This is a genomic window from Herpetosiphon giganteus, from assembly GCF_016907925.1.
GTDB lineage: Bacteria > Chloroflexota > Chloroflexia > Chloroflexales > Herpetosiphonaceae > Herpetosiphon > Herpetosiphon giganteus.
The window spans coordinates 112,905-139,366 of sequence record NZ_JAFBCZ010000004.1; the positions used below are offsets into that span (position 1 = coordinate 112,905).

Annotated in this window: 25 protein-coding genes; 20 read left to right on the forward strand and 5 right to left on the reverse strand. The window is 51.2% G+C overall.

What is annotated here, in order from left to right; translation table 11 throughout:
• Window positions 1-47: 47 nt before the first annotated feature.
• Window positions 48-815: a TerC family protein gene (locus JOD20_RS04930; protein ID WP_204754196.1), complete on the reverse strand. Its 768-nt coding sequence runs from the start codon at window positions 813-815 to the stop codon at window positions 48-50.
• A gap of 84 nt (window positions 816-899) precedes the next feature.
• Here JOD20_RS04930 and JOD20_RS04935 point away from each other — a divergent pair, with 84 nt between their 5' ends.
• The 6 genes from JOD20_RS04935 to JOD20_RS04960 are packed head-to-tail and all read left to right on the forward strand — an operon-like array spanning window position 900 to window position 7,332.
• Entirely contained in the window at window positions 900-2,711 is a 1,812-nt protein-coding gene (locus JOD20_RS04935; RefSeq protein ID WP_204754197.1) for a helicase-associated domain-containing protein, read from the forward strand.
• 11 nt (window positions 2,712-2,722) lie between these two features.
• On the forward strand, window positions 2,723-3,484 hold the full coding sequence (gene recO, locus JOD20_RS04940; protein WP_204754198.1) for a DNA repair protein RecO: 762 nt from the start codon (window positions 2,723-2,725) through the stop codon (window positions 3,482-3,484).
• Between the two features lie 55 nt (window positions 3,485-3,539).
• Window positions 3,540-4,223 (forward strand): PH domain-containing protein, encoded by a 684-nt coding sequence (locus JOD20_RS04945; protein ID WP_204754199.1) that lies wholly within the window; start codon window positions 3,540-3,542, stop codon window positions 4,221-4,223.
• Window positions 4,224-4,271: 48 nt separating this feature from the next.
• Window positions 4,272-5,117, forward strand: coding sequence for a purine-nucleoside phosphorylase (locus JOD20_RS04950; protein ID WP_204754200.1), 846 nt, complete (start codon window positions 4,272-4,274; stop codon window positions 5,115-5,117).
• Window positions 5,107-5,799 (forward strand): CAP domain-containing protein, encoded by a 693-nt coding sequence (locus JOD20_RS04955; protein WP_204754201.1) that lies wholly within the window; start codon window positions 5,107-5,109, stop codon window positions 5,797-5,799. Before JOD20_RS04950 ends, JOD20_RS04955 begins: the two co-directional genes overlap by 11 nt.
• Window positions 5,800-5,808: 9 nt before the next feature.
• Window positions 5,809-7,332 (forward strand): mechanosensitive ion channel family protein, encoded by a 1,524-nt coding sequence (locus JOD20_RS04960; protein ID WP_204754202.1) that lies wholly within the window; start codon window positions 5,809-5,811, stop codon window positions 7,330-7,332.
• Here the strand turns inward: JOD20_RS04960 and JOD20_RS04965 are convergent, their stop codons facing one another.
• From JOD20_RS04965 to JOD20_RS04975, 3 genes are all read right to left on the reverse strand, one after another.
• Window positions 7,333-7,821, reverse strand: a complete 489-nt coding sequence (locus JOD20_RS04965) for an HIT family protein (RefSeq protein WP_204754203.1) — start codon at window positions 7,819-7,821, stop codon at window positions 7,333-7,335. It lies immediately after the preceding gene.
• A gap of 108 nt (window positions 7,822-7,929) precedes the next feature.
• Window positions 7,930-9,408, reverse strand: coding sequence for a hypothetical protein (locus tag JOD20_RS04970; RefSeq protein WP_204754204.1), 1,479 nt, complete (start codon window positions 9,406-9,408; stop codon window positions 7,930-7,932).
• A 205-nt stretch (window positions 9,409-9,613) separates the two neighbouring features.
• Window positions 9,614-10,861, reverse strand: a complete 1,248-nt coding sequence (locus JOD20_RS04975) for a hypothetical protein (protein ID WP_204754205.1) — start codon at window positions 10,859-10,861, stop codon at window positions 9,614-9,616.
• A 197-nt stretch (window positions 10,862-11,058) separates the two neighbouring features.
• Between JOD20_RS04975 and JOD20_RS04980 the strand changes: the two genes are divergently transcribed.
• The 12 genes from JOD20_RS04980 to JOD20_RS05035 all read left to right on the forward strand — a co-directional run bounded on the left by JOD20_RS04980 (window position 11,059) and on the right by JOD20_RS05035 (window position 23,712).
• The gene (locus JOD20_RS04980) at window positions 11,059-11,706 is read left to right on the forward strand and encodes an ABC transporter ATP-binding protein (protein WP_204754206.1); all 648 of its coding nucleotides are present in this window, start codon (window positions 11,059-11,061) and stop codon (window positions 11,704-11,706) included.
• On the forward strand, window positions 11,699-12,391 hold the full coding sequence (locus tag JOD20_RS04985) for a heme exporter protein CcmB (protein WP_204754207.1): 693 nt from the start codon (window positions 11,699-11,701) through the stop codon (window positions 12,389-12,391). Before JOD20_RS04980 ends, JOD20_RS04985 begins: the two co-directional genes overlap by 8 nt.
• 27 nt (window positions 12,392-12,418) lie before the next feature.
• Entirely contained in the window at window positions 12,419-13,381 is a 963-nt protein-coding gene (locus JOD20_RS04990) for a cytochrome c biogenesis protein (RefSeq protein ID WP_204754208.1), read from the forward strand.
• Window positions 13,378-13,602: a CcmD family protein gene (locus JOD20_RS04995; protein ID WP_204754209.1), complete on the forward strand. Its 225-nt coding sequence runs from the start codon at window positions 13,378-13,380 to the stop codon at window positions 13,600-13,602. Before JOD20_RS04990 ends, JOD20_RS04995 begins: the two co-directional genes overlap by 4 nt.
• Window positions 13,595-13,999 (forward strand): cytochrome c maturation protein CcmE domain-containing protein, encoded by a 405-nt coding sequence (locus tag JOD20_RS05000; RefSeq protein WP_204754210.1) that lies wholly within the window; start codon window positions 13,595-13,597, stop codon window positions 13,997-13,999. Before JOD20_RS04995 ends, JOD20_RS05000 begins: the two co-directional genes overlap by 8 nt.
• A gap of 58 nt (window positions 14,000-14,057) precedes the next feature.
• Window positions 14,058-16,403, forward strand: a complete 2,346-nt coding sequence (locus JOD20_RS05005; protein WP_204754211.1) for a heme lyase CcmF/NrfE family subunit — start codon at window positions 14,058-14,060, stop codon at window positions 16,401-16,403.
• A 308-nt stretch (window positions 16,404-16,711) separates the two neighbouring features.
• Window positions 16,712-17,482 carry a tetratricopeptide repeat protein gene (locus tag JOD20_RS05010; protein WP_204754212.1) on the forward strand — a complete coding sequence of 257 codons (771 nt, stop codon included), beginning with the start codon at window positions 16,712-16,714 and terminating at the stop codon, window positions 17,480-17,482.
• 8 nt (window positions 17,483-17,490) lie between these two features.
• On the forward strand, window positions 17,491-18,060 hold the full coding sequence (locus tag JOD20_RS05015; protein WP_204754213.1) for a TlpA family protein disulfide reductase: 570 nt from the start codon (window positions 17,491-17,493) through the stop codon (window positions 18,058-18,060).
• A gap of 40 nt (window positions 18,061-18,100) precedes the next feature.
• Window positions 18,101-18,781, forward strand: coding sequence for a response regulator transcription factor (locus JOD20_RS05020; protein WP_054534225.1), 681 nt, complete (start codon window positions 18,101-18,103; stop codon window positions 18,779-18,781).
• Between the two features lie 175 nt (window positions 18,782-18,956).
• The gene (gene abc-f, locus JOD20_RS05025) at window positions 18,957-20,906 is read left to right on the forward strand and encodes a ribosomal protection-like ABC-F family protein (protein ID WP_204754214.1); all 1,950 of its coding nucleotides are present in this window, start codon (window positions 18,957-18,959) and stop codon (window positions 20,904-20,906) included.
• Window positions 20,907-21,086: 180 nt separating this feature from the next.
• Window positions 21,087-21,695, forward strand: coding sequence for a dephospho-CoA kinase (gene coaE / locus JOD20_RS05030; RefSeq protein ID WP_204754215.1), 609 nt, complete (start codon window positions 21,087-21,089; stop codon window positions 21,693-21,695).
• A gap of 19 nt (window positions 21,696-21,714) precedes the next feature.
• A complete protein-coding gene (locus tag JOD20_RS05035; RefSeq protein WP_204754216.1) occupies window positions 21,715-23,712 on the forward strand; it encodes a sensor histidine kinase in 1,998 nt (665 codons plus the stop codon).
• 186 nt (window positions 23,713-23,898) lie between these two features.
• Here JOD20_RS05035 and sugE read toward each other — a convergent pair whose 3' ends face one another.
• A complete protein-coding gene (gene sugE, locus JOD20_RS05040; RefSeq protein WP_204754217.1) occupies window positions 23,899-24,225 on the reverse strand; it encodes a quaternary ammonium compound efflux SMR transporter SugE in 327 nt (108 codons plus the stop codon).
• Between the two features lie 181 nt (window positions 24,226-24,406).
• On the opposite strand from sugE, the gene JOD20_RS05045 reads away from it, so the two are divergent.
• Window positions 24,407-24,880 carry an Lrp/AsnC family transcriptional regulator gene (locus JOD20_RS05045; protein ID WP_054534220.1) on the forward strand — a complete coding sequence of 158 codons (474 nt, stop codon included), beginning with the start codon at window positions 24,407-24,409 and terminating at the stop codon, window positions 24,878-24,880.
• A 66-nt stretch (window positions 24,881-24,946) separates the two neighbouring features.
• Window positions 24,947-26,389 (forward strand): VanW family protein, encoded by a 1,443-nt coding sequence (locus tag JOD20_RS05050; protein WP_204754218.1) that lies wholly within the window; start codon window positions 24,947-24,949, stop codon window positions 26,387-26,389.
• The last annotated feature ends 73 nt before the right edge of the window (window positions 26,390-26,462 follow it).

The window sequence follows — 26,462 nt, forward strand, 5'->3', positions numbered from 1 at the left end:
CGACACATGCCAATACGCTGTTGGGTAATAAATTTTTTAAAGTTGGGTTATTTGGTGCTTTCTTCGACGGCTTCTTGCAAATACGAAGGTTGGCGCAATTCGACTGGTTTTTGGGTAACTTTCTTGACCCGCAAGTTGAGCATTTCAACCAAGACCGAGAAGCCCATGGCGAAATAGATATAGCCTTTTGGAATGTGTTGATCGAAGCCTTCGGCCACCAACGACATACCAATGAGGAGCAAGAAGCTGAGCGCCAACATCTTGACAGTTGGGTGGTTGTTGACGAAATCGCTAATTTTACCTGCTGAGAGCAACATCACGCCAACGGCAATAATCACTGCTGCAATCATAATCTGAATATGATCGACCATCCCAACGGCGGTAATTACCGAGTCGAGCGAGAAGACAATATCCAAAACCAAGATTTGAGCAATTACCGAGTTAAACGATTTAGCTTTAACATTTTGTTCGTGATGCTCGGTACCTTCCAAGCGCTCGTGAATTTCAAAGGTTGCTTTACCGAGCAGGAACAACCCCCCAGAAATGAGAATTAAGTCGCGGCCTGAGATTGCTTGGCCAAACACGGTAAAGAGCGTGTTGGTCAGACCCATAACCCATGAAAGCGAGAACAAAAGCCCAATCCGCGTAAATAAGGCCAAGGCCAAACCAACTTGGCGGGCTTTAGCTTGTTGCTCTTTTGGTAATTTGCCCGATAAGATCGAAATAAAGACAATATTGTCAATCCCTAAGACGATTTCAAGCAGGGTCAAGGTTAATAGGGAAATCCAAGTCTGCGGGTCAGATAACCATTCCATACAGGTGCGCTCCTTCAATTAGCGAAAACGGATTCTTCCAAATTGTATGCAATCATGCTGCAATGTAAAGGGTATAATTTCTTTATGACACGAACACATGCTTCAATCGATTGGCTGGCCAGCCTGCCAACTAGCGAACGCCATGTATTGGCGCATTTGTGGCAGGTTGCCGATGCCGCTGAGCTTGGTCAACCAGCGTCAATTCAAGCCGTGGTGGCGCGGTTATCCAGCGCTGAACGTTCGGCGTTGGATCGAGTGATCGCTGCTGGTGGTAAGCTAGCGGCCAAAACGCTTGAACGTGAGTATGGCAAAATTCGCTCACATCGTGATATTGTCACTCCTCGGGCCTATCTCTTGGCCCTGCATGGTCAAGCTTCAGTGCTTGAGCGCTTGTATGTTTTGGGCTTAATTCAGCCGCTCAAAGCTGTAGACGGCGAGTATTACGTGATTTTTAGCGATTGGTTGCAAGCTTTGCCAGCAGTTTCGGCCCCAAATTTGCCAATATGGCACGAATATGCCAGACCAAGCACGTGGGTCGAGGCTGATCGCAGCCAAACTGAAAGCGTGCTGACTACAGTTTTGGCTGTGTGTTATCAGCAAGCGCTGAAACTGACGCGCCAATTACAGCTTGAACGGGAAGGCTTACGGCTAATCTGTCAACGCATAGCAGTTTCTACGCCAACAAGTGAACGTCAATTTGGCCAATTAGCTTGGATTCGCAGCTGTGCGCTTGAAGCTGGCTTGTTGCAAATCAATAATCAACAATTGCAACTCGCCGGAAATCCGTTGCATTGGCTTGAAGCCAGCCCCAAACAACGGCTTGAGCAGCTATTCAATGGCTGGCTTGGCAGCGATTTTGATGAATTCAGCCTCACTGAACTGCAAATCCAAGCCCAATTCGATCTGCAAAACGCTCGCCAACAGCTTTGGCAATGCTTACAAACTGCGCCAAGCGATCAATGGTTAGGCTTTGATGATTTGCTGGCACAGATGCAGGCAAGCTATCCAGAACTTTTGCGCAGCGATTTTGAGCAACCGAACATTGAAAATCAGCATGGCGAGCAGTTGAATGGTTGGCAACATTGGCACGAAGTCGAAGGCGCATGGATTACCGCCGCCTGCCAAGGGCCATTGTTCTGGCTGGGCTTGCTTGACATCGATCAAATGAAGCATCCGCAGGCCTTGCGGCTGACCCAATGGGCGAGTCATTTGCTGCATGCTGGGCATGAGCCAAGCCAATTTGCAGGCCAACTTCAGCTTGCCAGCGATGGCTTAATTCGGGTTCCGCCAAGCGTCGAGCCATTGCCACGCTTTCAAATTCAACGGATTACCGAGTGGCAATCGACTGATACGCATGGCACAATGATTGTTCGATTAACCGCCCATTCGTATAGCCAAGCCTTGCAACGTGGCATTCAGGCCAGTCAAATGCAGGCATTTTTGCAGCGCTGGTGCGATCGGCCTGTGCCGCACGATTTGCAAACGCTGTTTGAGCAATGGCAAAGCGACCGCAGCCAATTATTAGCCCGCCCAGCCTTGTTACTTGAGGCCAGCGAACCAAGTTTGCTCAGCGAGATTGCCAATTTGCCAAATTTACCGCCCTATGCTGAGCTTAATGAGCAACTCTGGGAGTTTGAATTAGCTGATGCGGCGGCGATGACGCTCACATTGCACGAGGCTGGCTATGCGCTCAATCAAGTTAGCGAGTTTGATCAACGGATTAGTGACCACGATCTTAAGCAGCTGCTCACCGCCGTTATGACGGTGCAGCGCTTGGCCCCAAGTTTGGTCAGCGAAGCCTTGATCGAGCGCGTGCTCCGGGCCTTGCCCAGCAGCGAACGCCAGCAGCTAAAAACCAACGTTAAACAATGGCTACAGATCATTAACCGAAGCTAGAAGGAGCCAGCATGCGCGACCGATTATATACCACCGAGGCGCTGATTATTCGCCGCTCCGATGTTGGCGAGGCCGATCGAATTTTGACGATCTACACGCCGCAATATGGCAAGCTCAGCGTCACCGCGCGCGGCGTGCGCAAAATGACCAGCAAGCTGGCTGGCCATTTAGAGCTATTTATTCATACCCGCTTGCAATTAGCCAAAGGCCGATCGTTCGATGTTGTGACCGAAAGTCGGGTTGTGCAGCCGTTTCGCAGCCTGCGCGAAGATCTTTCGCGCATCAGCCAAGGCTATTATGTGGCCGAATTGCTCGACCAAATGACCGCCGACGAGAGCGATAATCCGGCGCTGTTTCGGCTCACATGCGAAACCCTGGCGGCGCTTGATGTGTTGGATGAAGTTGTGCGCCGCGATGTCATTTTGCGGTATTATGAATTACACACGCTGATTCTTTCGGGCTACCGCCCACACCTATTTCACTGTGCCAACTGTGAGCGCGAGCTTAGCCCAGAGGCCGATCGCTATAGCCCAATCACTGGAGGTGTTTTATGTCAACAATGTTCCAGCAGCGAGCCACGAACATTGCCGATCAATCTCAATACCTTCAAATTCTTACGCTACTTGGCGCGCATGCCTTTAGAGACCGTCGCCAGCCTTGCGCCAGCACCAGCAACCGTGCATGAAGCGCGAGCAGTATTGAAAGCTTCATTGAACCAAGTTTTAGAGCGTGAGCTAAAATCGACCCAATTTCTCAATTTAGTGCGTGGTTGACAAGCCTATAGCTTACCACTACACTAGCCGCGATTCCCCTAAAGGAGCACAACCAATGAGCTATGTTGAGCAACTCTTAGCTGAAAACGAAGATATTAAATATGAAGCCCATCAGCATCCGTTCGTTTTCTTGGGACGCATTGGCTTTGAAGTCGTTGTGATGGCAATTATGGTTGCCGCGATTTTTTTTATTACTAGGCTTGAGAGCGACAAATGGCAAGCGATTCAACCATATGTGCAAGTGATTTTAATTGCAATTATTTTGCTCATTTTGGCGAGTGCTGTCATTGATTTTCTGCGTTGGCGCAATGAGAAGTTTTTATTAACCGATCGGCGGGTGATTCATCTCCGAGGCATTATTAATAAAGCGAGCCTCGACTCATCGCTCGATAAAATTAACGATGTGCAAATGCGCCAAACATTTATGGGTCGGATGTTTAATTATGGCGATCTTGAAGTTCAAACTGCCAATGAAAACAGTGATAACTTCTTCGCATTTATTCGTGCGCCACTTGAATTTAAACGCGCCATGTTGAATGCAAAAGAAGAACACGACCGCGAACCAGCGATGTATATGCAATCGGTCAATGCCTATAAAAATTTTGTGCCACCGTATCAACGCCCGAACGATAATGATGTTGAAGAATTGTTGCTGCGCTTAAACGATCTGCGGCAGAAAAATTTAATTACTGATGCAGATTTTGAAGCCAAAAAACGCGAAATTCTCAGTCGGATATAATGCCTGCGGCCATAGCAATGTGGCTATTGTTGCAAAGGATTTCAATTCATGACCACCAATCGCACCCAAGCAATCGATGGCGCGGTCGCTGCCATTCGTCGTTATACCGATCGTGTGCCCCAAGTGGGAATTATCCTTGGCTCTGGCTTGAGCCAACTGGTTGACCATATTCAAAATCCGGTTGTCGTCTCCTACAGCGATATTCCAGGCTTTGCGCCTTCGGCAGTGCCCGGCCATCGCGGCGAACTGGTGTTGGGCGAGCTGGGCGGGGTTTCAGTGCTGGCTATGCGCGGGCGCTTTCACTTCTACGAAGGCTATGGCATGGATGAAGTGACCTTGCCAGTGCATGTGATGCGCGCCTTGGGAGCCGATACGCTGATTGTGACCAACGCTGCTGGTGGCTTGAATGCCAATTGGCAGGTTGGCGATTTAATGCGGATTGCTGATCATATCTTTTTACCAGGCATGGCTGGTTTTCACCCGTTGCGCGGCCACAACGACGATACGCTTGGCCCACGCTTCCCAGCAATGCTCAATGCCTATGATGCAGAATTAGGTGCGATGGCCAAAGTTGCCGCCGAACGGGCTGGGGCAACCTTGCGCGAAGGCGTATATGCAATGTTGGCAGGGCCTTCGTTTGAAACTGGCGCTGAAATGAACTATCTGCGCGGAATTGGCGTTGATGCAGTTGGGATGTCGACCGCGCCGGAAGCAATTGTGGCCCGCTATCGTGGCATGCGCGTCTTGGGCATTTCGCTAATCACCAACATTGCCCACCCCGACGCGCCACCAGCCAACCACGAGGAAGTGTTGGAAGCAGGCGAAACCGCCAAGCCCATGTTTAGCGCATTAATTAGCGATGTGCTGAGCCAAATTGCGGCCTATGGCAAATAGTCTACGTGGCCTTGGCTTAGTGCTGTTTGGCCTCGTGCTTGGCGTGATCATTGGGGTGTGGTGGGTTGCACCACGCCTCAATGGAACGGTGATTCGCTTTGAGAGCGCTACCAACCCAACTGCCAGCCCGAGTGTATTACCAACTCTCGCCAGCATTACACCCGCTTCAACCGCAACCACAACCAGCTCAGAAACCACAACCCCAAGCGTCGCAGCCAGTGCCACCAGCCAAGCCAGCCCAACTACCGCGCCCACCATCCAAGTGACCGCTAGCCTTACCAGTTCTGGTGATCTCAAACTCGATGTCTTGCTGGCAGTTAATCGCGAACGCCAAAAAACCGATTGTGTGGCCTTGGTGTTTGAGCCACGCTTGCAAAGTATCGCCCAAGCCCATGCCGACGACATGGCCCAACATCAAAAGATCGATCACGTCAGCAGCGATGGCCGCACCTATAGCGAGCGGCTTGAGCAAGCAGGCTACCAATTTATTCGGCGCGGCGAAAATATTTCTGCATGGTTTGCAACGCCAGCAGAAGTAGTGGCCCAATGGATGGATGAGCCAGTGGATGGCCCGCATCGCGCTAATATTACCAATTGTGCCTATCGCCATGTTGGCATTGGCCTTGCCTACGCTGAAGATCGCCCATATTGGGTGCTTGACATGGCCGAACCAAAACCTTAAGCTATTTTTATGTTAAGTGTATTTGAGCATATTATTCAGCCAATGCTCTGGGGCGTTGGCAGCTATGCAGGGTTGCGGCTGTTAATTCGACTTGGGCGGCGGTTTGGGTTGATCAGCGGCTTGAACATGCTTGGTCAATTTTTGGCGCTCAGCGCTGCTGGCCTCGTTGGTTTATGGTCGGATCAACAGCTTGAACACTGGCCGCTGCTCACCAAAATTCTGCAAACAATCGTTACCGTTTCAATTATTGCTGTAATTTTGCATATTGGCGACCAACTGCTCGTGCGGCGTTTGGCTGCCAATGGTCGGCCCAATGCTATTCCACGCTTGATGCGCGACATTGCGCGCGGCTTTGTGCTGCTCATGACGTTGCTGATTTGTATTGGTCACTTCTTCCAAGTGCAAATTGGCACCGTGCTACTCAGCTCAACCGTTTTTACTGCCGTGGTTGGGCTAGCGCTGCAAGATTTGCTCAAAAATGTGATTGCGGGCATCGCACTGCAAATGGAACGGCCTTTTATACCTGGCGATTGGATTTTTATCGATGCTCAAACTGGTTATGGCCGCGTTTTGGAAATGAGCTGGCGGGCGATTCGGGTCAAGCCGCGTGATGGTCAAGTGGTCGTCATCCCCAACACGATTATTGCCCAACAACAAATTATCAATATGAGCGCAACTGGTTTGCCAGTCGCCATGCGGGTTGCGGTTACTGTCGATTGTATGCACCCGCCGATGATGGTGCGCGAACTGTTGAAAGAGGCAGTGCTTTCGAGCCGTGGCGTTGTTGCCCAACCAGAGCCGTTTGTGTTTGTGCGCAACTACACCGCCTTTTCGACAACTTACGAAGTTAAATGTTGGATCAGCAACTATGATGATTTTCCGCAGTTGCAAGGCGATGCGCTCAGCCGGATTTGGTATGTTTTTCAGCGTCAAGGCATTCATTTTGCCTCAAATGAAATGGTGCTGACCCGCCCAGAACAGGCTAGTCGCCAACGGCGGCTTGATTACACGCCTGAACAAATTTTCGATCGCCTGCGCCGCATCAAGCTGCTTGATGGAATGCACGAACAAGAATTACGCTTTTTAGCCGAGCATGTGGAAATTCGCTTATTTGAGCGAGGCGAAATTTTGGCCCATCAAGGCCGCCATGAACATATTTTGTATGCGATTACGCGCGGCAAAGTGCGTGTCGAAGTTGCCCACGATGATCAGCCGCCACTTGTGGTTTCGCATTTAGGGGCTGGTGATGTGTTTGGCGAACGTGGCATGTTAATGGATGAGCCACGTTCGGCCAGCGTCATTGCCGAAGAAGATACGCGCACGATTGTGATTGAACGCCACGATTTAGCGCCGTTGTATGCCAAAAATCCATCGTTAGCCGAACGCTTGGGCGTGATGGTTGCCGAGCGCCAACAAGCAACCCACAATTATCTTGAGCAGCAGCGCTCGGTTAACCAAAGCGCTACGCCCTCACCAGCCGCTCGCTCAATCACCGAGCGCATTCGCGATGTGCTCATCGATTTGAGTAAATAGTTATAACGCTTGAAAATGGCCAACTAAGGCGGCGTAGGTATCATCCATGGCTTCGGGAATCAGCTTCACGCCGCCAATTAATGGCATAAAGTTGGTATCGCCGTTCCAGCGTGGCACGATATGCATATGCAAATGTTCGTCGATGCCTGCGCCTGCTGGGCGGCCCAAATTCATGCCCAAATTGTAGCCATGTGGATTCATCACCGTGCTCAAAATTGCCGCTGAGCGCTGCGTCAAATGCATAATTTCGGCGGCAGTTGTAGCTGGTAGATTGGCAAAATCATTGGTATGGGCATAGGGCACAATCATCAAATGGCCTGGATTATAGGGATACAAATTCATCAGCACATAGCTAAATTGGCCCCGATAGAGCACATGATTTGCAGGATCATTTGATTCTTCGTGCTTGACGCACAAGACACAGCCTGCATCCTTGGGCGTTTCGCCTTTGACAAACTGCCCGCGCCATGGTGTCCATTTGATCTCCATTGCAACCTCCAAAAGCAAAGAACTGCTGCCATTGTAGCCGAGAATTGCTGCTTAAACACCAACCGATCGTCGTTATGACGATCGGTTGGGCATGCTTGAAGCAATGTTCTATTGAGTTTTGACGATCGGGATAAAGGTTTTATGGTCGAGAACCAGCACTCGTACTGTGATCGGATTGCGAGCTTGAGCGCTGCCCCATGCCCAACCGCCGCCAGCAATTGGCACTTCGCCGGTTGCCCCAGCATCAATTTCGATCGTGCCAGGAGCGATGGCGCGTAAACCAATTTTGCGGCAGTGGGTTGGATGTTCATTAAATTTACATGGCATCGTCAACGGCGGGTCGAATTGTACAGTTCCGGTTGGGCTAAGCGTGATGCCAGTATAGGGCACGCCAATATTGACATACTGAATCGTCAGACTGAAGGCCTCGCCAACATTAACCAAGTTGGGAGCACTCAAAATCAGTTCTTTAACAATCGGCGTAACCGTCGGGCTGCCACTCGCTGGTGTGTTCGTTGGCGTACCAATACATGGACTAGCACGAAGTGCCAAATTGGTTGGACATGGTGTCGCTTCTAGATCTGGCGTTCCGGTCGGCGTGAACGTCGGCGTAGGCGTACACGGCGCTTGCGTCACTTGGGGCGCGTGTTGCATTGGCAACGTTGTTGGCGTATAGCACGGATAACTTGGAAACGTTGGCGTTGCTGTGCGTGTGCCGGTTGGCGTTGGGGTTGGCGTACACGGCGCTTGCGTCACTTGGGGTGCTTGTTGCATTGGCAACGTTGTTGGCGTATAGCACGGATAACTTGGCAACGTTGGTGTTGCCGTGCGTGTGCCAGTTGGCGTTGGCGTAAACGTTGGCGTAACGCATGGGTTGCTTGGTGTTTGGGTCAACTGTGGCGCTTGGCGTTGCCCAAGATTTGGTGTTGGCGTGCTGGTTGGCGTAATACATGGATTACTTGGCGTAAAGGTTGGCGTTGCGTTCGGATCGCTAATTGTGACCACGAGCGGCGCGCGAGCCGAACCCCAGCCCCAATACCAGCCATGATTATACGATTCGCCGGTTGCTGTCGCATTAATCACTAACGTTCCAACATTCGTAGCGCGAATGGTAATGCTGCTACAGCCGGTTGGATGCTCGTTATACTTACAGGGCATGGTCAAGGCTGGATCAAACTGGGACAACGAGGAATTGTTGAATCCAATGCTGGCATAGGGCATGCCAAGATTGATATACTGGATTGATAGTGTAAAGACTTGGCCAACCACCACTTGGCTTGGGCCACTCAAAATCAGTTCAGGTTGCACAAAACAGGGATCTGCGGTTGCGGTAATCGTTGGCGTGCCACTTGGTGGCAGCGTCGGAGTTAAATTGGGAACCCGCGCTTGGCTATTCTCACCCCGTGGAAAACAGCTAGGAGTAGCTGTCGCCGTAGGAGTAACCGTCATTGACGGTACTATAGTACTACCTGATGGGGTTTGAGTTAATAAGACCTTGGCGCTTGTTAGTGCAGGTTGTTTGGCTATAGCAAAGCCAAATAATACTGCACACAAACTCATTAACAGGGCCAGCCGCCTGTTGTTCATAGGAGTCCTCCTCTATTCGGATAGTAGGTCTAGGCTTTTAGTATTGCCGATGAGAACTACACCCGCTATAGGACAAATGGCCCAAAAACTAACCTATCTAGCAATATAGATATTAAAAACGTATTAATAACACCCGAAATATAGCTTGTTAAATGCCAACCGATCGCCATAACGACGATCGATTGGCCATGCCTGAATCAACGAACTATTGGGTTTTGACCATCGGAACAAAGAGTTTATGGTCGAGAACCAGCACTCGTACTGTGATAGGATTGCGGGCGCGAGCACTACCCCATGCCCAGCCACCGCCAGCAACAGGTACTTCGCCCGTCGCCCCAGCATCAATCTCAATTGTGCCAGGCGCAACGGCGCGTAAGCCAATCGTGCGGCAGTGGGTGGGATGCTCATTGAATTTACACGGCATGATCATTGGTGGGTCAAATTGCACGGTTCCGGTTGGGCTAAGTGTGATGCCGGTATAGGGCACGCCAATATTGACATACTGGATGGTCAAGCTGAAGGCCTCGCCAACATTAACCAAGTTGGGAGCACTCAAAATCAGTTCTTTGACAATCGGCGTAACGGTTGGACTAGCACTGACTGGCGTTGGCACAGGCGTACATGGTGGTTGGGTTATTTGGGGTACGCGGCCTTGTTGATTGTCGCCTGGAGTGCTATCGCAAATATAGCCATCCACCGTTGGGGTTGGCGTGAACGTTGGGGTTGCAACACATGGCGTTGGGGTTTGGGTCAACTGTGGTGCTTGGCGACCAGCAGGTGTTGGTGTTGCAGTATAGACTGTGGGTACTGCTGTAGTTACGACACACGTTGCGGTTGGTATTGGCGTAGCATTTGGATCGACAATATTAATTGTCAAGGGAGTTTTGGCACTTGCCCCACTCCAAAACCAACCATTATTAAACGATTCGCCTCTTGCTTGCGCCTCGATTACCAAAACACCAGCACTGGTAGCACGCAGCGTAATGCTCTGACAGCGGGTTGGATGCTGATCATATTTACATGGCATGGCTAATGGTGGATCAAAGCGCGCTAAATAATCATCGTTTAATCGAATCGTTGTATGTTGCATGCCAATATTTTCATAGGCAATCGATAAGGTAAACAATTCCCCAACTTGAACTTGGCTAGGCCCACTCAGAACCAGAGCCGGATGCACATAACAAGGATAGTAATTTGGGGTTGGAACCGTCGTGCGGGTTGGGCCTAATGTCTGTGTGCTATTCGGTGCTTGTGCTTGATTAAGCGGATAGTAGCTTGGACATGGAGTAGCCGTTAAACTGGGAGTAGCCGTTTCGGATGGTACTATAGTACTATCTGATGGGGTTTGAGTTAATAGGACTTTAGCGCTTGTTAGTACAGGTTGTTTGGCCACAGCAAAGCCAAATAACACTGCACACAAACTCATTAACAGGGCCAGCCGCCTGTTGTTCATAGGGGTCCTCCTCAATTGGCTAGTAGGTCTAGGCTTTTAGTATTGCCGATGAGAACTAGACCTGCTATAGGACAAATGGCCCAAAAAACAATCTATCTAACCAGCTAGATATCAAAATTCCCTTAAAGAACCCAACCTGAAATCCTAAGCTGGAGAGCATCAAAGCGCCAATTGGCTATGATACAATAGACTCTGTGATGAATCGAACAGATGCGGCGCTACAACTGAGCTGGCAAGCCCTTGCCAAAACCTACAGCACCCGCCCGGTCTACGACCAGTTGGCGGGCGAATTGCATTGGGGCGAAGTTTTGGCGGTGCGTGGCCCAAATGGCGCAGGCAAATCGACCTTTTTGCGCCTGTTATGTGGTCTCGAACGCCCAAGTGCTGGCAAAATTGCCTATCAATGGCAAGGCCAAACCTATAGCCCAAACACCATGCGGCCATGGATTGGCTTTGTTGGGCCGGATGTGGCCTTGTATCGCGAATTGAGTGCGCTGGAACATTTGCAATTTCTCGCCAAAGCCCGTGGTTTGGCCGCCGAGCAAGCCTATTGGTGCGAGCTATTGGCACAGGTTGGGTTGGCTACGCGCGAGCATGAGCGGGTGGCACATTTTTCATCGGGCATGGCGCTACGTTTGAAATATGCAATTGCCCTGTTAGCCAAACCACCAGTGTTGCTGCTCGATGAGCCAACTGCCATGTTCGATGAGCATGGTCGCCAATTTGTGGCCCAACTGGTTGAACAACAGCGCCAGCATGGCCTAACCGTTTTGGCAACCAACGATGATCGCGATGCAACTTGGGCAGATCTTGTTTTGACTGTAGGAGCCGCTGCCCGTGGCTAAACCAGCATTTTGGCAGGCTGCATGGGCCGTTGCCTATAAAGATTTACAAATCGAGCTACGTACTCGCTATGCCTTGAATGCAATGGCATTGTTTGCAGTCACAACTGCGGTGATGGTGAGTTTTCGCTTAGGGCCGTTGGGCCTAAGTCGCGACCCGCGCTCGGCAGCAACCTTGGCAGTGCTCTTGTGGATTGCAATCTTTTTTGCGGCGATGAATGGCTTATCACGGACGTTTGTACGTGAGGAAGAGGCCCACACCGCAACCTTATTGCGCTTGAATGTACCAGCGTTGGCAGTCTATTTGGGCAAATTAGTGGTCAATTTATTGATTTTGGCCTTGCTCGAAACGCTGGTCACGTTGCTCTTTATTGGCTTATTGAATGTCACAATTGCCAAAGTTGGCTTGTTTCTGGCCACGCTCAGTTTGGGCGGTTTGGCCCTCGCTGGGGCAACGACAATTTTGGCAACCTTGGTAGCCAAAGCTGATGGCAAAGGCTCATTGTTTACGATTTTGGCTTTTCCGTTGGTACTACCATTATTGATTATCGCGGTTGAAACAACCGAATTAGCACTTAGCGGCGGCACATGGGCCTCTGCTGGCAGCGGCTTGCAATTGCTTGCGGCCTATACCATTGCTGAACATGTGGCCGCACTTTGGCTTTTTGAACGAGTTTGGGAAGCATAAACGCTCTCATGGTGGGAACAATTAAGCATGCTTGCGACAACCTTTAAGTGGTTTACTGGAATTTGGCTGGGACTGGTCGCCGTGGCCATGTTTTTGTGGGTGCCGGCTCACGAGGGCTTGGGCAACGTTGGACGAATTGTGATTATGCACGTGCCAACGGGCTGGCTGACCAGCGTCGCCTTTTTGTTTTCGGCAATTTATAGCTGGCGCTACTTGCGCCATGGCCGCGCTCGCGACGATGCCTTGGCCTTGGCTGCGGCAGAATTGGGCTTAATTTTCAGCGTTTTAGCAACCGTCACTGGGGCGATTTTTGCCAAAGTTGTGTGGGGAACCTACTGGAATTGGGACCCACGCGAAACCGCAATTGCCGCCTTGATGCTGATTTACGCTGCCTATTTTGCCTTGCGAACCTCGATTGAAGATCGCCAACGCCAACGCTATCTTGGTTCGATCTATGCCCTGCTGGCTTTTGTAGCCGTTCCATTTTTGATCTTTGTGATTCCACGGGTCACCGATGATACCTTGCACCCGAATTGTGCGATTTTGAATACGCCCAACTGCCAAGGCATTGAATTGACTGAAAATGGGCGGATTATCGGCACCGTCGAAGATTTCAAAGTTGAATTATTGGGCATCGAGCAACAAGCTGATCTGACGGTTGCCACGGTCAGCATTTTATCGAATGGCACAAATTACACCTTAAAACCGTCTTTTAATCGGGCCAGCAACAAGCCCGAAACGATTGAGCGTTTGCCCGAAACCTTGCGCGATGTCCAAATCAAACGCTTAGTGGGCGAGCCAGGCAATCAAACGGTTGAAATTGCAATCGCCAACACTGGCAATATTGGCCTGTTGACCGAGCAACGCACCTTACTGACCTTCTTTGCCAGCCTCTTTGGCTTTACGCTGCTGTTTTTCTGGCTCTGGTGGTTGCGTGCCGATGTGCTCGACATCAATGAACAATTAGTACAACAAGGAATTACGATATGAACGGATTAACCGATCCAGGCCTCGCCATGTATGTGGCGGCGGCGGTAACTTTAGTGGTTTGGCTGGGCATTTTTGCCTATTTGCTGAAAATTGACCGCCAAGCCAAAGCCCTGCGCCAAGCCTTGCAAGAACGCCAAGCCAACCCAAGCACCGAAGCAACCAACGCGCCAATTCGGCCAGAACGGGTCAACCCCGAACGAAAGGAAACCAGCAATGTCTGAAGCAACAACTCCCCGTTTTCGGCTTAAACCGTTGCACATGGTCGGAATCGCGCTGCTGGTCTTGGCTGGCTGGTTGGGCTTTACCTCGATGGGCGATTCGCTTACGCCCTATGTCAACGTGAGCGAAGCCAAAGCCAGCGGACGCAACGTCCAAGTGATGGGCTACCCCCAAAACCAAGGCACGGTTGAATCGGGTGCATTCCGCTTTACCATGCGTGATGAAATGGGCCAGCCGATTGAAGTGCTCTATCGCCAGCCCAAGCCAGGCAACTTTGATCAAGCGATTAGTGTGGTGGCGATTGGCGCATTCGATGAGAGCCAAGGCATTTTTGTCGCCGACGATTTGTTGGTCAAATGCCCATCGAAGTATCAAGAAGATACCCAAGCAGCCAAGTAGGTCGGATGGCTTGGGCCTGCTTGGTTCAAGCCAGCAAACCAAACCCTGAGGATTGTCGATGAATTTGTTTATGTTTGGCACATTGTTGCTAGTTGTCGCCTTAGTCGCCACCTTTACCGCAACTACATCCTATATTTTGCTGATTGCAGGCCAGCGCACCGCCTTGAGTTGGGGGCGTTGGGGCGTGCGGATCGCCGCAGTTGCGATCGTTGGGGCAGCGCTGTTGCTTTTGGCTTTGTTCTATTTTGGGCGCTATGAGTTTGATTATGTCTACAACTACTCATCGAACGATTTAGAGCTGCGCTACAAACTTTCGGCGCTGTGGGCTGGGCAACAAGGCTCATTTATGATTTGGGCTTTGGTTGGCTTATTGGCAGCGCCGTTGCTGCTGCGGCGTTCGCGCGAGTTCGAGCCGTTTGTGCTGATGCCCTTGATGGCGGTGCAGGTGGCGATTATCAGCTTTATGCTGATCAACAATCCATTTGCCTTGCGCTTCGATGTTGCCAAACAAATCATCTATGCAGAAGATGGGCGCGGATTGAATGAGCTGCTGCACAATCCATGGATGGTGATTCACCCGCCAATTTTGTTCTTGGGCTATGGCTTGTTGGCAATTCCTTTTGCCTATGCCATCGCTGGGCTGTGGCGGCGCGATTACGATGCCTGGGTCAAGGCTGCTTTGCCATGGACAATTACGGCGTGGGTTGTGCTGACCACGGCATTAACCCTTGGCGGCTATTGGGCCTACGAAACCCTTGGTTGGGGTGGTTATTGGGCTTGGGACCCAGTGGAAAACTCATCGCTCTTGCCATGGCTGACTGTAACGGCCTTGCTGCACGGCATGTTGGTACAACGCGCCCATGGTGGTTTGCGCCGCGCCAACATCAGCCTTGCGATTGCAACCTACGGCTTGGTGATGTATGCCTCATTCCTGACCCGTTCGGGAATTTTGGGCGATTTCTCAGTCCACTCATTTACCGAGGATGGCCTTGGCACGACCATGGCAGTGGTGTTGATTCTTGGCTTAGTAGCTTCGCTCGCCATTTTCATCAAGCGCTGGCGCGACATTCCGGTCAACAAACTTTCAGAGAACCTGTTTTCACGTGATAGTTTCTTTGTGCTAGGCATGTTTTGTTTGGTGATTGTCACGCTGATTGTGGGCATTGGCACCTCGATGCCGCTGTTTTCACAAACCCCAGTGTTGCGCGATGGCCTACGCACGACCTTTGCCAAAGCCTTTGATATTGCTGCTAGCCAAGATGGCCGCTTTAGCCTGCAACCAAGCTTCTTCCGCACCGTCACGCCGCCGTTTGGTTTGGTCGTGATTGGCTTGATGACGTTGGCTCCGTTGCTTGGCTGGCGCGGTGGCAACACGCGCAAGTTTATCTATGCCCTGCGCATGCCTGCCATTCTGGCTGTGGTTGCGACGGTGGTTGGCTTGCTGCTTGGCGTGCGCAAACCGCTTTCGCTGGCCTATCTTGGATTTGGCAGTTTAGGGCTTGGGGTCAATTTGTTGATGATCGTGCGCACAGTGCGCGGCGGCTGGATGCGCATCGGCGGCTATGCGGCGCATATTGGCGCAGCCCTGTTGGTGATTGGCTTTGTCGGCTCGTCGGCCTACAGCTCGCCCGACATCAACATGACGATTCCTTTGAACACCACCCAAACTGCCTTTGGCCACAAAATTACGTTCGAAGGCTATGCCACCCGTACCAACAACCAAGGAGCCGAAAAAGGCGTAATCGATTTGGCGGTGCAACGCGAGAATGGTGCAGTGCAGGATGCAGCGCCACAGCTGTATCTCAACCCACGCGATGGTCAATGGATCAGCAATCCAGCGATTATTCGCGAATGGTGGGGCGATTTGTATATCTCGCCAGGGAAATATTTGGCCGAGAGCAACCCCAATTTGCTAACCTTGGCCCAAGGCCAAAAAGGCAGCGTTGGCCCCTATAGCTTTGTGTTTCAAAACTTCGATTATAGCCTGCCCGAAGGCCATACTGGGGCTGAAACCAACACCGATGAAATTACGATCAAAGCGCGTTTGACCTTCTACGACGAAGCTGGCAACGCCACGACAATCGAGCCAGGCTTACGGGCAATTGCCGAGGTTGGCAACCAACCAGAGCCATATACCTTGGCCGATGGCAATCAAGTGTTGATTTCGGCGCTGAGCTTGGAAAATCGTCAAGTGCAATTGCAAATCGTTGGCTTGGATTTGCCAATCTTGCCAGAACGGGCTGATATTTTTGTTAGCACCAAACCGGCAGTTGGCTTGGTTTGGGTTGGCACTGTTGTGATGACACTTGGTGGCTCGTTGGCAGCTACGCGCCGCTTTATCGAACATGCCACCAAAAAGCGCGCCCAAGCCAGCGTGCCTGAGGCCGCAACCCAAGCCGCTTAATCGTAATGGTTTATTCAAGGATATTAAGGCTTCAAAACCAACAATTTAGTGGTTCATCAATGCATGCATGATCACCATTAATTGTCCTTGAGGGGGTGCAGGGGGATTAAAGCCCCCTGCGTTTCCCGCCTTGAGGCGGGACGGAAGGGTGGTGATCACGAATGCTGATTAACAACATATGCTTGAAAGAAGAAGCATCATGGGTGAGGGAACATAATGGTTCATTCAAAAACCATTACAACCTAATCCATAATAACCGCTACGGATGCAAGCAGCGTTTACATCCGTAGCTAGCGAGTTTAAACAGAATGTCGGAACAACCCGATGAATTAGATTATCGTCCGCTGCCACCTCGGCGCGGCAATGTACCGATTAAACCAATCGATGTTGAGCGTGCAGTCCGTTGGCGCTGGCTGAATGGTTGGCTGGTCTTGGTTGTCACAACCGCGCTGGTACTTACAGGAACTGGCGGCCTGATTTGGATTAATACCCGCCCGCCCGCCGAGAGAACCCCGCAAGAAATGCCGCTGTTTGCCTCGGCAATTCTGAGCGAAATTAGCGATCCCAATGTGCGCGACCAGCTCTTGGCGCTTGATGCCAGCACATCGCAGGCCCAAAGCGTGATCAACCAAAACCCACGTGATCCGAATGGCTGGATTATGCTTGGCCATGCCCATTATGATTTTATTCAGATGATTTATGAGCATGCACCTAACGGCCAAGCCTATGTGCAAAACCTCAGCCGTTGGATTCAAGCCAGCGATGCTTATTCGCAAGCCTTGGCCTTGGATAACTTCCAGCCCTTGATTCGTTCGGATCGGGCGGTGGCGTTGGCGCGCTATGGCATCGGCTTTGGTAATCCATTTTATAGCGAACAAGCGCTTGCCGAGGCTGAAACTGCGTTGGCCCAAGATGATCAGACCTTGCTGGTGTTGCTGAATGTCGGGCGCGTGTATGCCCTGCTGCCAGAGCCACGCATGGACGATGCCAAGCGTTTATGGCGCAAAGTGATTGAGCTTAGCCCCGACAGCATCCAGGCCCAACTAGCCCAGAGCCTGCTTGATGGAGCCAAGCCCTAGGAGCAATTATGACCAGCGAACTAGAAACAACCGTCAAGCAAGGCCTTTCGCGCAAAGAATGGCTTTGGCTGGGCGCAGGAATTGTTGTCGCAATTATCGTTATTGCGACGGTGGCAATCTTAACGAGTGGCAATAGTAATAAACCGCAAACCGTGGTTGGGATTGACCGCCCAGTGCCTGCCATGGTGCTGAAAACGGTTGATGGCGGCAGCTTTAACCCAACCGAATACCGTGGCAAGCCCTTAATTATTAATTTTTGGGCCTCGTGGTGCGAGCCATGCAAGGAAGAAATGCCAGCCTTAGTGCGCACAGCCGAGCGCTATGGTGATAAAATCGCCGTCGTGGGCATCAACCTGACCGACCAAGATAAGGATCAGGAAATTCGGCGCTTTATTCAGCGCTACGCCGTAACCTACCCGATTGCGCTTGATAATGAGCGGGTTGCCCAACAAGCATTTGGGATTTTTAATATTCCAGTGACTTTTTTTATTGATTCTGAAGGGATTATTCGGTATACTCGGATTAATGCGATTACCGAGACTGAGATGGATCATGTATTATCAGAATTATTGCCCTAAAAAATCGGGTTAGTGTTTTTTTGGAGAGGATCTCTCACGTATGGAACAACCATTAATTTTAGTTGTAGATGATGAACCCGATGTAGCCCAGTTGCTGTCGTTGCAACTCACCATGGAAAAATATCGGGTTCAAATTGCCTACGACGGGCCAACTGCCATCGAGTATGTCCGCTCGCTCACACCCGATTTAATCATTTTGGATGTGATGTTACCAGCCATGGATGGCTACGAAACCTGCCGGCGGATTCGTGAGTTCAGCAATGTGCCAATTCTGATGCTCACTGCCAACATTCAAGACCAACAAATCGTTTCGGGCTTGGATAGCGGTGCCGATGATTATATGACCAAGCCGTATAGCCCAAGCCAATTGCTGGCCCGCGTGCGTGCCTTGTTGCGGCGGATTCCACCGCAACGACCAATTATCACCGCAGGCGAAGGCTTGATGGTGCTCGATCGCCAACGCCGCGAGTTGAAAGTCAAAGATAAAGTGATTGATCTCACACCAACCGAATATCAGTTGTTGATTTTGCTGGCTGATAGCGTTGGTCAAGTTGTGCCCCACGAAAAATTGCTTGGCTCGATTTGGGGCAGTGGCAAAGAATCAGATCACGATTCGCTGAAAGTCTATATCTGGCATTTACGGCGCAAATTAGAAGACAACCCCCGTCAGCCGAAAATTCTGCTGACCGAATGGGGTGTTGGCTACCGCCTCGCCGAATAAACCAGGTTTGCTTGTAGCTTGAGGAATAAGCGGCACGATCAACGTCGATCGCGCCGCTTTGGCATTTTAGCGGCTTCTGCTCAACCGAACGCAGCAAGCAGGCGTGCGCCTCAAGACTGATAGCCAAAACTTAAAGCAATGGTATGATGAATAAAACCTTGAGGAGCATCCGCTAATGTCTGTCTTAATTGCAAATGATCTCGGCAAATGGTTTGGAGCCGATCAAATATTTGAAGCTATTTCGTTCCAAGTGGCCCGTGGCGATAAAATTGCCTTAGTTGGGGTTAACGGAGCTGGTAAATCGACGTTGATGAAAATTATTGCTGGCATCGATAGCGCCAGCGAAGGTGCGCTGCATCGCTCACGCGGTTTGCGCGTCACCTATCAAGCCCAAGAAGCAACCTTTGCCCCCGATTCGACCTTGGAGCGCGAAGCGCATGCCGCTTTTGCCGCGCTCAGCGCCATCGAAGATGAAATGCGCCAGCTCGAAGTAACCATCGCCAATCCCGATGATCCGCAGTGGGAGCAGGCAATGGAGCGCTATGGCGAGTTGCAACATCGCTATGAGCACGCTGGTGGCTACGAAAAAGAACATCGCATTACCCGCACCATCCAAGGGCTTGGCTTTACTGATGCCCAGTGGACTCAGCCAATCGCCCAGTTTAGCGGTGGTCAACGCACCCGCGCTGCGCTCGCAGTGGCACTGCTCGGCGATCCCGATATTCTCTTGCTCGACGAACCAACCAACCACCTTGATATGGCGGCCTTGGAATGGCTCGAAGGCTTTTTGCGCGAATGGGATGGCACATTAATCGTTATTTCCCACGACCGCTACTTCCTCGACCGCGTTTCAAACCGCACATGGGAAATGGAATGGGGACGCTTGCAAGATTACGCCGCCTCATATTCAAAATATCAAACAATTAAAGCTGAACGCATGGAACGTTTAGCCAAAGAGTTTGAAGCTCAACAGCAGATGATCGCCAAAACCGAAGAGTTTATTCGGCGCTTCAAGGCTGGCGTGCGTGCTCGCGAAGCCAAAGGCCGTGAACGCCGCCTCAACCGCTTCAAAGAAGGCTGGAATAGCATTCACGGCCATGTGAAGGCAATTGAAGGCCCGCAACGCCGCAAAGAACTGAAATTTGCGTTGCAGACCAATCTTCGTTCTGGCGATGTGGTGTTGGCCTTAGAGCAACTTGGCGTTGGCTACACCGAGAACGGCCAAAACACGACCTTGCTACAATTTGATGAATTGTATGTGATGCGTGGCGAACGGGTGGCCTTGCTTGGGCCAAATGGCAGCGGCAAATCAACCCTGCTCAAAACCGTGGTTGACCAACTTAAGCCGCTGGCAGGCAGCTTTGAGGTTGGAGCCAACGTGCAGCTTGGCTACTATGCCCAAGGCCACGAAGGGCTTGATTTCAACAACACGATTTTAGATGAAGTGTTGCGCCATAACCCGCAAATGGGCGAAACCCGCGCCCGTACAATGCTCGGCAACTTCTTGTTTACCAGCGATGATGTGTTTAAGCAAATTCGCGATCTTTCGGGGGGCGAGCGTTCGCGCGTCGCGTTATCGCAGTTGATGCTCAACGGCGGCAACTTTTTGATGCTCGACGAACCAACCAACCACTTGGATATTCAGGCCCGCGAAGCGCTTGAGGGTGTACTTAATGATTTTAATGGTACATTACTCTTTGTCTCGCACGACCGCTATTTTATCGATGCGGTGGCTGATACCTTGTGGTTGGTGAATGATGATGGCAGCATTACCCGCTTCCCGGGCAATTATTCGGCCTTAGCGGCGCAACGTGAAAACGAACGCCGTGCCGCTGAAGCAGCCGCCATCGAAGCCAAACGCGCCGCCGAGCGCCAAACCAAGGCCAACAAAGCCAATCCCACGCCAGTGCCAGCCAGCGCCAAACGCCAACTCCAAAATCTTGAGCGCGAAATTGCCACGTTGGAGCAACGCAAAGCTGCGCTTGATGCAGAAATTATGCAGGCCTCAACCAAGCAAGATACCCGCAAAATTGGCGAACTTGGCAGCCAATACGCTGCGCTCGAAAACCAACTCAGCGATTTTTATGCCCGCTGGGAGCAATTGGCCGAAGAAGTCGGAGCGTAACGAAATTATGAATTATGAATTATGAGGGATGAACGTAACCGTTAAGAGTGCGAAGGACGCTAAAAAGTTCAGATTTTGGCATTAAACATTGTTAATAGCAGTCTTAGTGCTCTTCGTGTCCTTCGTGGTTAAAAACTTCATCCTTCATAATTCATAATTCATCCTTGTATAAGGGCTTGTATGTATCGAATTGGATTAACTGGCAATATTGCATGTGGCAAAAGCACGGTTGTGGCGATGCTGCAAGAATTGGGCGCAGCGGTGTGTGATGCTGATGCAGTGGTGCATCAGGTACAAGCGCCTGACGGCAGCGCCTATCAGCCAATCGTTGAAGCCTTTGGGCTAGCGATTGTGCAAGACCAAACGTTGGGCCAGCCAATTAATCGCCAAGCCCTTGGCCAAATCGTATTTGCCGATCAAGCCCAATTGCGGCGCTTGGAAGCCTTGGTGCATCCAGCAGTGCGCCAACATATTCTGGCTTGGCTGGAAACCCAACAACAATTGCAAACTAAGGTCGTCGTGATCGATGCAATTAAACTGATCGAAAGTGGCTATCCGGCCATGTGTGATGCAGTTTGGGTGGTGAGCGCCGACCCAGCCATCCAATTGGCTCGTTTGATCGAACACCGTGGAATGAGCGAAGCCGAAGCATTGCTGCGGATTAATGCTCAAAATAGTCAGGCCGATAAAATCGCCCATGCTGATGTTGTAATTGATAATAGCGGTTCGCTCGCGGATACCCGCCGCCAAGTTGAACAAGCATTTTTGGCGATTCAACGCCATGATTAACCATAGTAAGGAGCCAGTTATGCGTGTTCTTGATGCCCCAACCAATCAAGCACGACCAACCCCACAACCCCGATTAACCCCAGCCATGAGCTTTGGCTTGGCAACGCTTGGCGTATTTATTGGGGTTGGCTGGCTCTGGATTGCCCCACACTGGCTGGCATTATTGATTACGCTTGGCTCGTTGAGCCTGTTGCTTGGCCAAGCATGGACGAGCATTCAACGCACCGAACGCGAACGCACGGTGCTGGCGCAAGCGCATAGCGCCCTCGATAGCGAATATAACAGCATCCAAACTGATTATGCCACGCTCGAACGGGCCTACGAAGATTTGCAACAATCGCATCAACGCTTGCAACGCCGCATCGACGAACGCACCGCTGAACGCGATCAATCGACCAATCAATTGCAAACCTTGCTCGACGATACTCGTTCATATGTAGCTCAACTAACGGCCTTGAACGAAGTTTCAGTTGCCTTGAATGCCACGCTTGATCGCGATGAAGTGTTGGCTTGTATCTTGCGCCAACTTGAACGGGTGGTTACCTTCGATAGCGCTTCGGTGCAGCAACTCGAAGATGATGAGTTACAAGTAATAGCTGCCCGTGGCATGAACAACGAAGTCTATGATTTGCGGATTTCGGTGCCCGAAAATGAGCTAGCGCGGCGGGTGGTTGGCTCGCCTGGGCCGGTGGTTTTGGGCGATGTGCGCAAAGATCCATCGTTTGTGATGCAGCCTGGGCCAATTCGTTCATGGATTGGGGTTGCATTGCGCGTCGGCGAACGCACAGTTGGAATTCTGACGATTGATAGCCATCGCGAAAATGCCTATACCGCCGATGATGGCCACTTAGTTGCCAATTTTGCCAATCAAGCAGCTTTGGCCTTGCACAATTCACATTTATTTGCAGCAGCAGAACGGCGCGCCACTGAAATGGCCTTGCTTTTGGAAATGACGCGCACGGTTGGCTCGACCTTGCACTTGCCCGAAGTGTTGCTGCGCGCCGCCGCCGCGATTGGCGAAGCCTTGCATGCAGAAGATGTCTTGGTTCTGTTGCTTGATGAACAGGGCGAGCGCTTGACTCCCCAAGCGGGCGCAATGGGCGACCACAATTATTTGCGCATGCGCTGGGCCAACCCAACCTCGCTGAGCAACGAGCCAACCTTGGCCAAAGTGATCAAGCAAGGCTGCGCGCGCGTGATTCACGCGGTTTCGCCTACAATTCCCTACCAAACCTTGTTGGCTTTGCCATTGAGCATCAAGGATCAAGTTTTAGGGGTTGTCTTGGTGGCAACGCCTGATCGCGATGCTCCATTTGGGCCACAGCAATTGGTTTTGGCCGAAGGCTTGGCGACCTCGGCGGCAATCGCGATTGAGCAAGCCCGCTTGTATGATCAAGCTCGGCGGGCGGCCCAAGCAGAAGAGCGTTCGCGTTTGGCGCGTGAATTGCATGATTCTGTCACCCAAACCCTGTTTAGCATGACCTTGACGGCGGAAGCAGCCCGTGCCCAAGTGGAGCGCAACCCAGTGCGGGCTGCCACCCAAATCGATCGCTTGAAGGCTGCGGCACATCAATCGCTTGGGGAAATGCGCGAGCTGCTGCTGCAATTGCGGCCAACGCCGTTGCAAGAACATGGCATCATCAAATCGCTGCATGAACATATTGCTAGCTTGAATGCCCAAGATGTGGCCATTAATTTGGAATGCGAAGGCGAAGATTCGGTGCTCAGCCCAGCCCATGCCGCTGGCTTATATCGAATTGCCCAAGAAGCGATTTCAAATGCGCTGCGTCATGCCCAAGCAACCAACGTGCGGGTCAGCTTTAGTTTTGCCAGCAAATCGACGACCTTGATGGTAAAAGATAATGGTTGTGGCTTTGACCCAGATTTATTGGAGCGCAGCGGGCGACATTTGGGGCTAACCAGTATGTCGGAACGCGCCGGAGAACTTGGTGGCACGCTCGATGTCGCTAGTGTGGTTGGCGAAGGGACGTGCCTAACTGTGCATTTGCATGGGTAAGTGCCGATATGTTATAGATGGTTTTGGTAAGTCTATGGATCGCCACCCTTCCGTCCCTCCCCTGGAGGGAAACGCAGGGGGTTTTCATCCCCCTGCACCCCCTAAAGGATAATTGGTGGCAATCCAGCATATTGATGATCGATTGAAATCTTGTTGTTGAGGAACATCGATAACGCTTAATTGCAATTAGGCAGGCTTGCCACCCAACAATTTAAGCCCGATAATGCCTGCAACGATCATCACCAAACATGCCAAGCGCAAAGGCTGGGCCGATTCACCAAACAGCCAAATGCCCAAAATTGCCGTGCCCGCCGTGCCAATACCCGTCCAAATTGCATAGGCTGTACCTAAGGGCAAATCGCGCAAGGCCATTGCCAACAAGGCCATACTACCAATCAACATCACACCAGTCGCAATGCTTGGGCCAAGTTTGGTCAGCCCTTCACTATATTTCAAGCCAAGCGCCCAACCAATTTCCAACATGCCTGCCACGACTAAATAAAACCAAGCCATTGTAAAACTCCTAAACATGGGTGTTAATCAAGCTCATGCAGCGTCGCATAGCCTGAATTAATCATTACATCAGTGGTATGTAATGATCCTAACAAATTTGGGAACAAAATGCTGACGAAAAACGTCATTGTGCCAAACCCCGAAGAGTGTGTTTCGTCAGTCCACATTGGAGGAATACGTTATGACAATGGACGAGCTTGATCATGCCATTTTAGAAGTCTTGCAAACCGATGCCCGCCTCCCCAATCGGGCGATTGCCAGCAAAGTTGGCAGCAGCGAGCCAACCGTGCGCCGCCGCATTGAGCGCTTGGTCGAAGACGGTTTGATTAAGATAGTGGCAGTTGCTTCGCCCTATGCTTTAGGCTATCAAGTGGTGGCAATCATCGGCATGCAAATCGATCGCGCGTATCAGCGCCAGATTGAGCAAGCCTTATGCAATTTACCAAATGTGCATTTTGTGGGCCTGACCTTGGGCAGCTATGATGTTGTTTTAGAAGCGTGGTTGCGCTCCACCGATGAGTTATTAGACCTGTTGGCCGACCATATTGCACCCTTGCCAGGAGTGCAACGGGTTGAGCCATGGCAGGTTTTGAAGCTCAGCAAATACAATTACGATTGGGGCAACCAGCCATCAATTAGCAATTCTCACCATTGACGCAAGCTTAACTGACGCGTACAATGGCCTAATACTGAATTACTAAGCAATTGGGAGAATAGAACTATGCCAGGTCAACGTTGGCGGATTGTACCGTCACTGGTCTTGGGATTGGCACTGTTTGGGCTTGCCCCAGCAGTACCAACAGCTCCAGTTAGCGCTGCCGTGCAGGCCCAACAAACGACTGCATGGGAGCCATATCGCTATTTTCCGGCAACTGGCCACAACATCTCGTTTGATGTAAAACGTTTCTACGAGCGCCAAGGCGATCTTGAAGTGTTTGGCTTGCCATTAACCGAAGTGATTTGGGAGAATGGGTTTCAGGTACAATATTTTGAGCGCGCACGCTTGGAAATTCACCCTGAAAACAAGAATACCGATTATTATATTTTGGCCACCCGCTTAGGCGCGGTTGCCGCCGAAGGTCGCGAAGCTGAAGAGCCATTTGTGTGGCGCACCGGCCCAAGCTACGAAGGCGCGACTTTCTATCCTGAGTCGGGGCACTCATTAGGCGGCGGCTTCCGCGATTATTGGACCAACCATGGTGGCTTGTACACCTTTGGCTACCCAATTAGCGAAGAGTTTTCCGAAGTTAACGCCGAAGATGGCCAAACCTATACGGTGCAATATTTTGAACGTGCCCGCATGGAATGGCATCCAGAGCACGCTGGCACCAAGTGGGAAATTCAACAAGGGTTGTTGGGCAAGCAATACATCACCCGCATGGGCATTGATCAAAATGTGCTGAAGCCAGCCCGCGAAGTGCAAAAACTCGGCGGGGCAACGACCTACTATCGCGGCTCGAACGCCGAACGGATTAACAACATCAAACGCTCGGCTGATCGCTTCAAAGGCATTACAGTCAAAGCTGGCCAGGTCTTTTCGTTCAACCAAAATGTTGGCGATGTTTCCGAAGAAGCTGGCTTTACCGATGGCTATGCCATTGTCAATGGAAAGCTCGAAAAAGTGGTTGGTGGCGGTTTATGTCAAGTTTCAACCACGATGTATCGGGCGGTCTTCAACAGCGGCTTGCCAATTGTCGAGCGCTACGGCCATAGCTACATCGTCTACTACTATGAAAATATTTTGGGCTTCGATGCAACCGTGTTCGTACCAGAGGTCGATTTCCGCTGGAAGAACGATTTAGGCACCGATATTTTCATGTGGACTGATACCGACACCAGCGCCGGACGGGTAACCTTCACGTTGTGGGGCTATGGCGATGGCCGGCGCGCCAGCATGGAAGGTCCAACCTATTCCAACGAGCAACAACCAGGCAAACCGGTTTGGCAATACGACAAAACCATGCGCCGTGGGGCAGTTGAGCAACTCGTCCATGGGCGGGCAGGCATGGATGTGACGATGTATCGCGTCATTACCAATGCCAATGGCGCAACCAATCGCGAACGTTTCTTTACTCGCTACTACCCATGGGAAGATTTCTATTTGTATGGGCCTGGAGTCAAGCCACCAGCAGGCGTGACAATTGCACAACCCCGCTATCCATAGGCACAAATCCACGTTAAGCGAACAAACCAACGAGCGTCCTGAGGGCGCTCGTTGGCATATGCAGAGGAGCTAG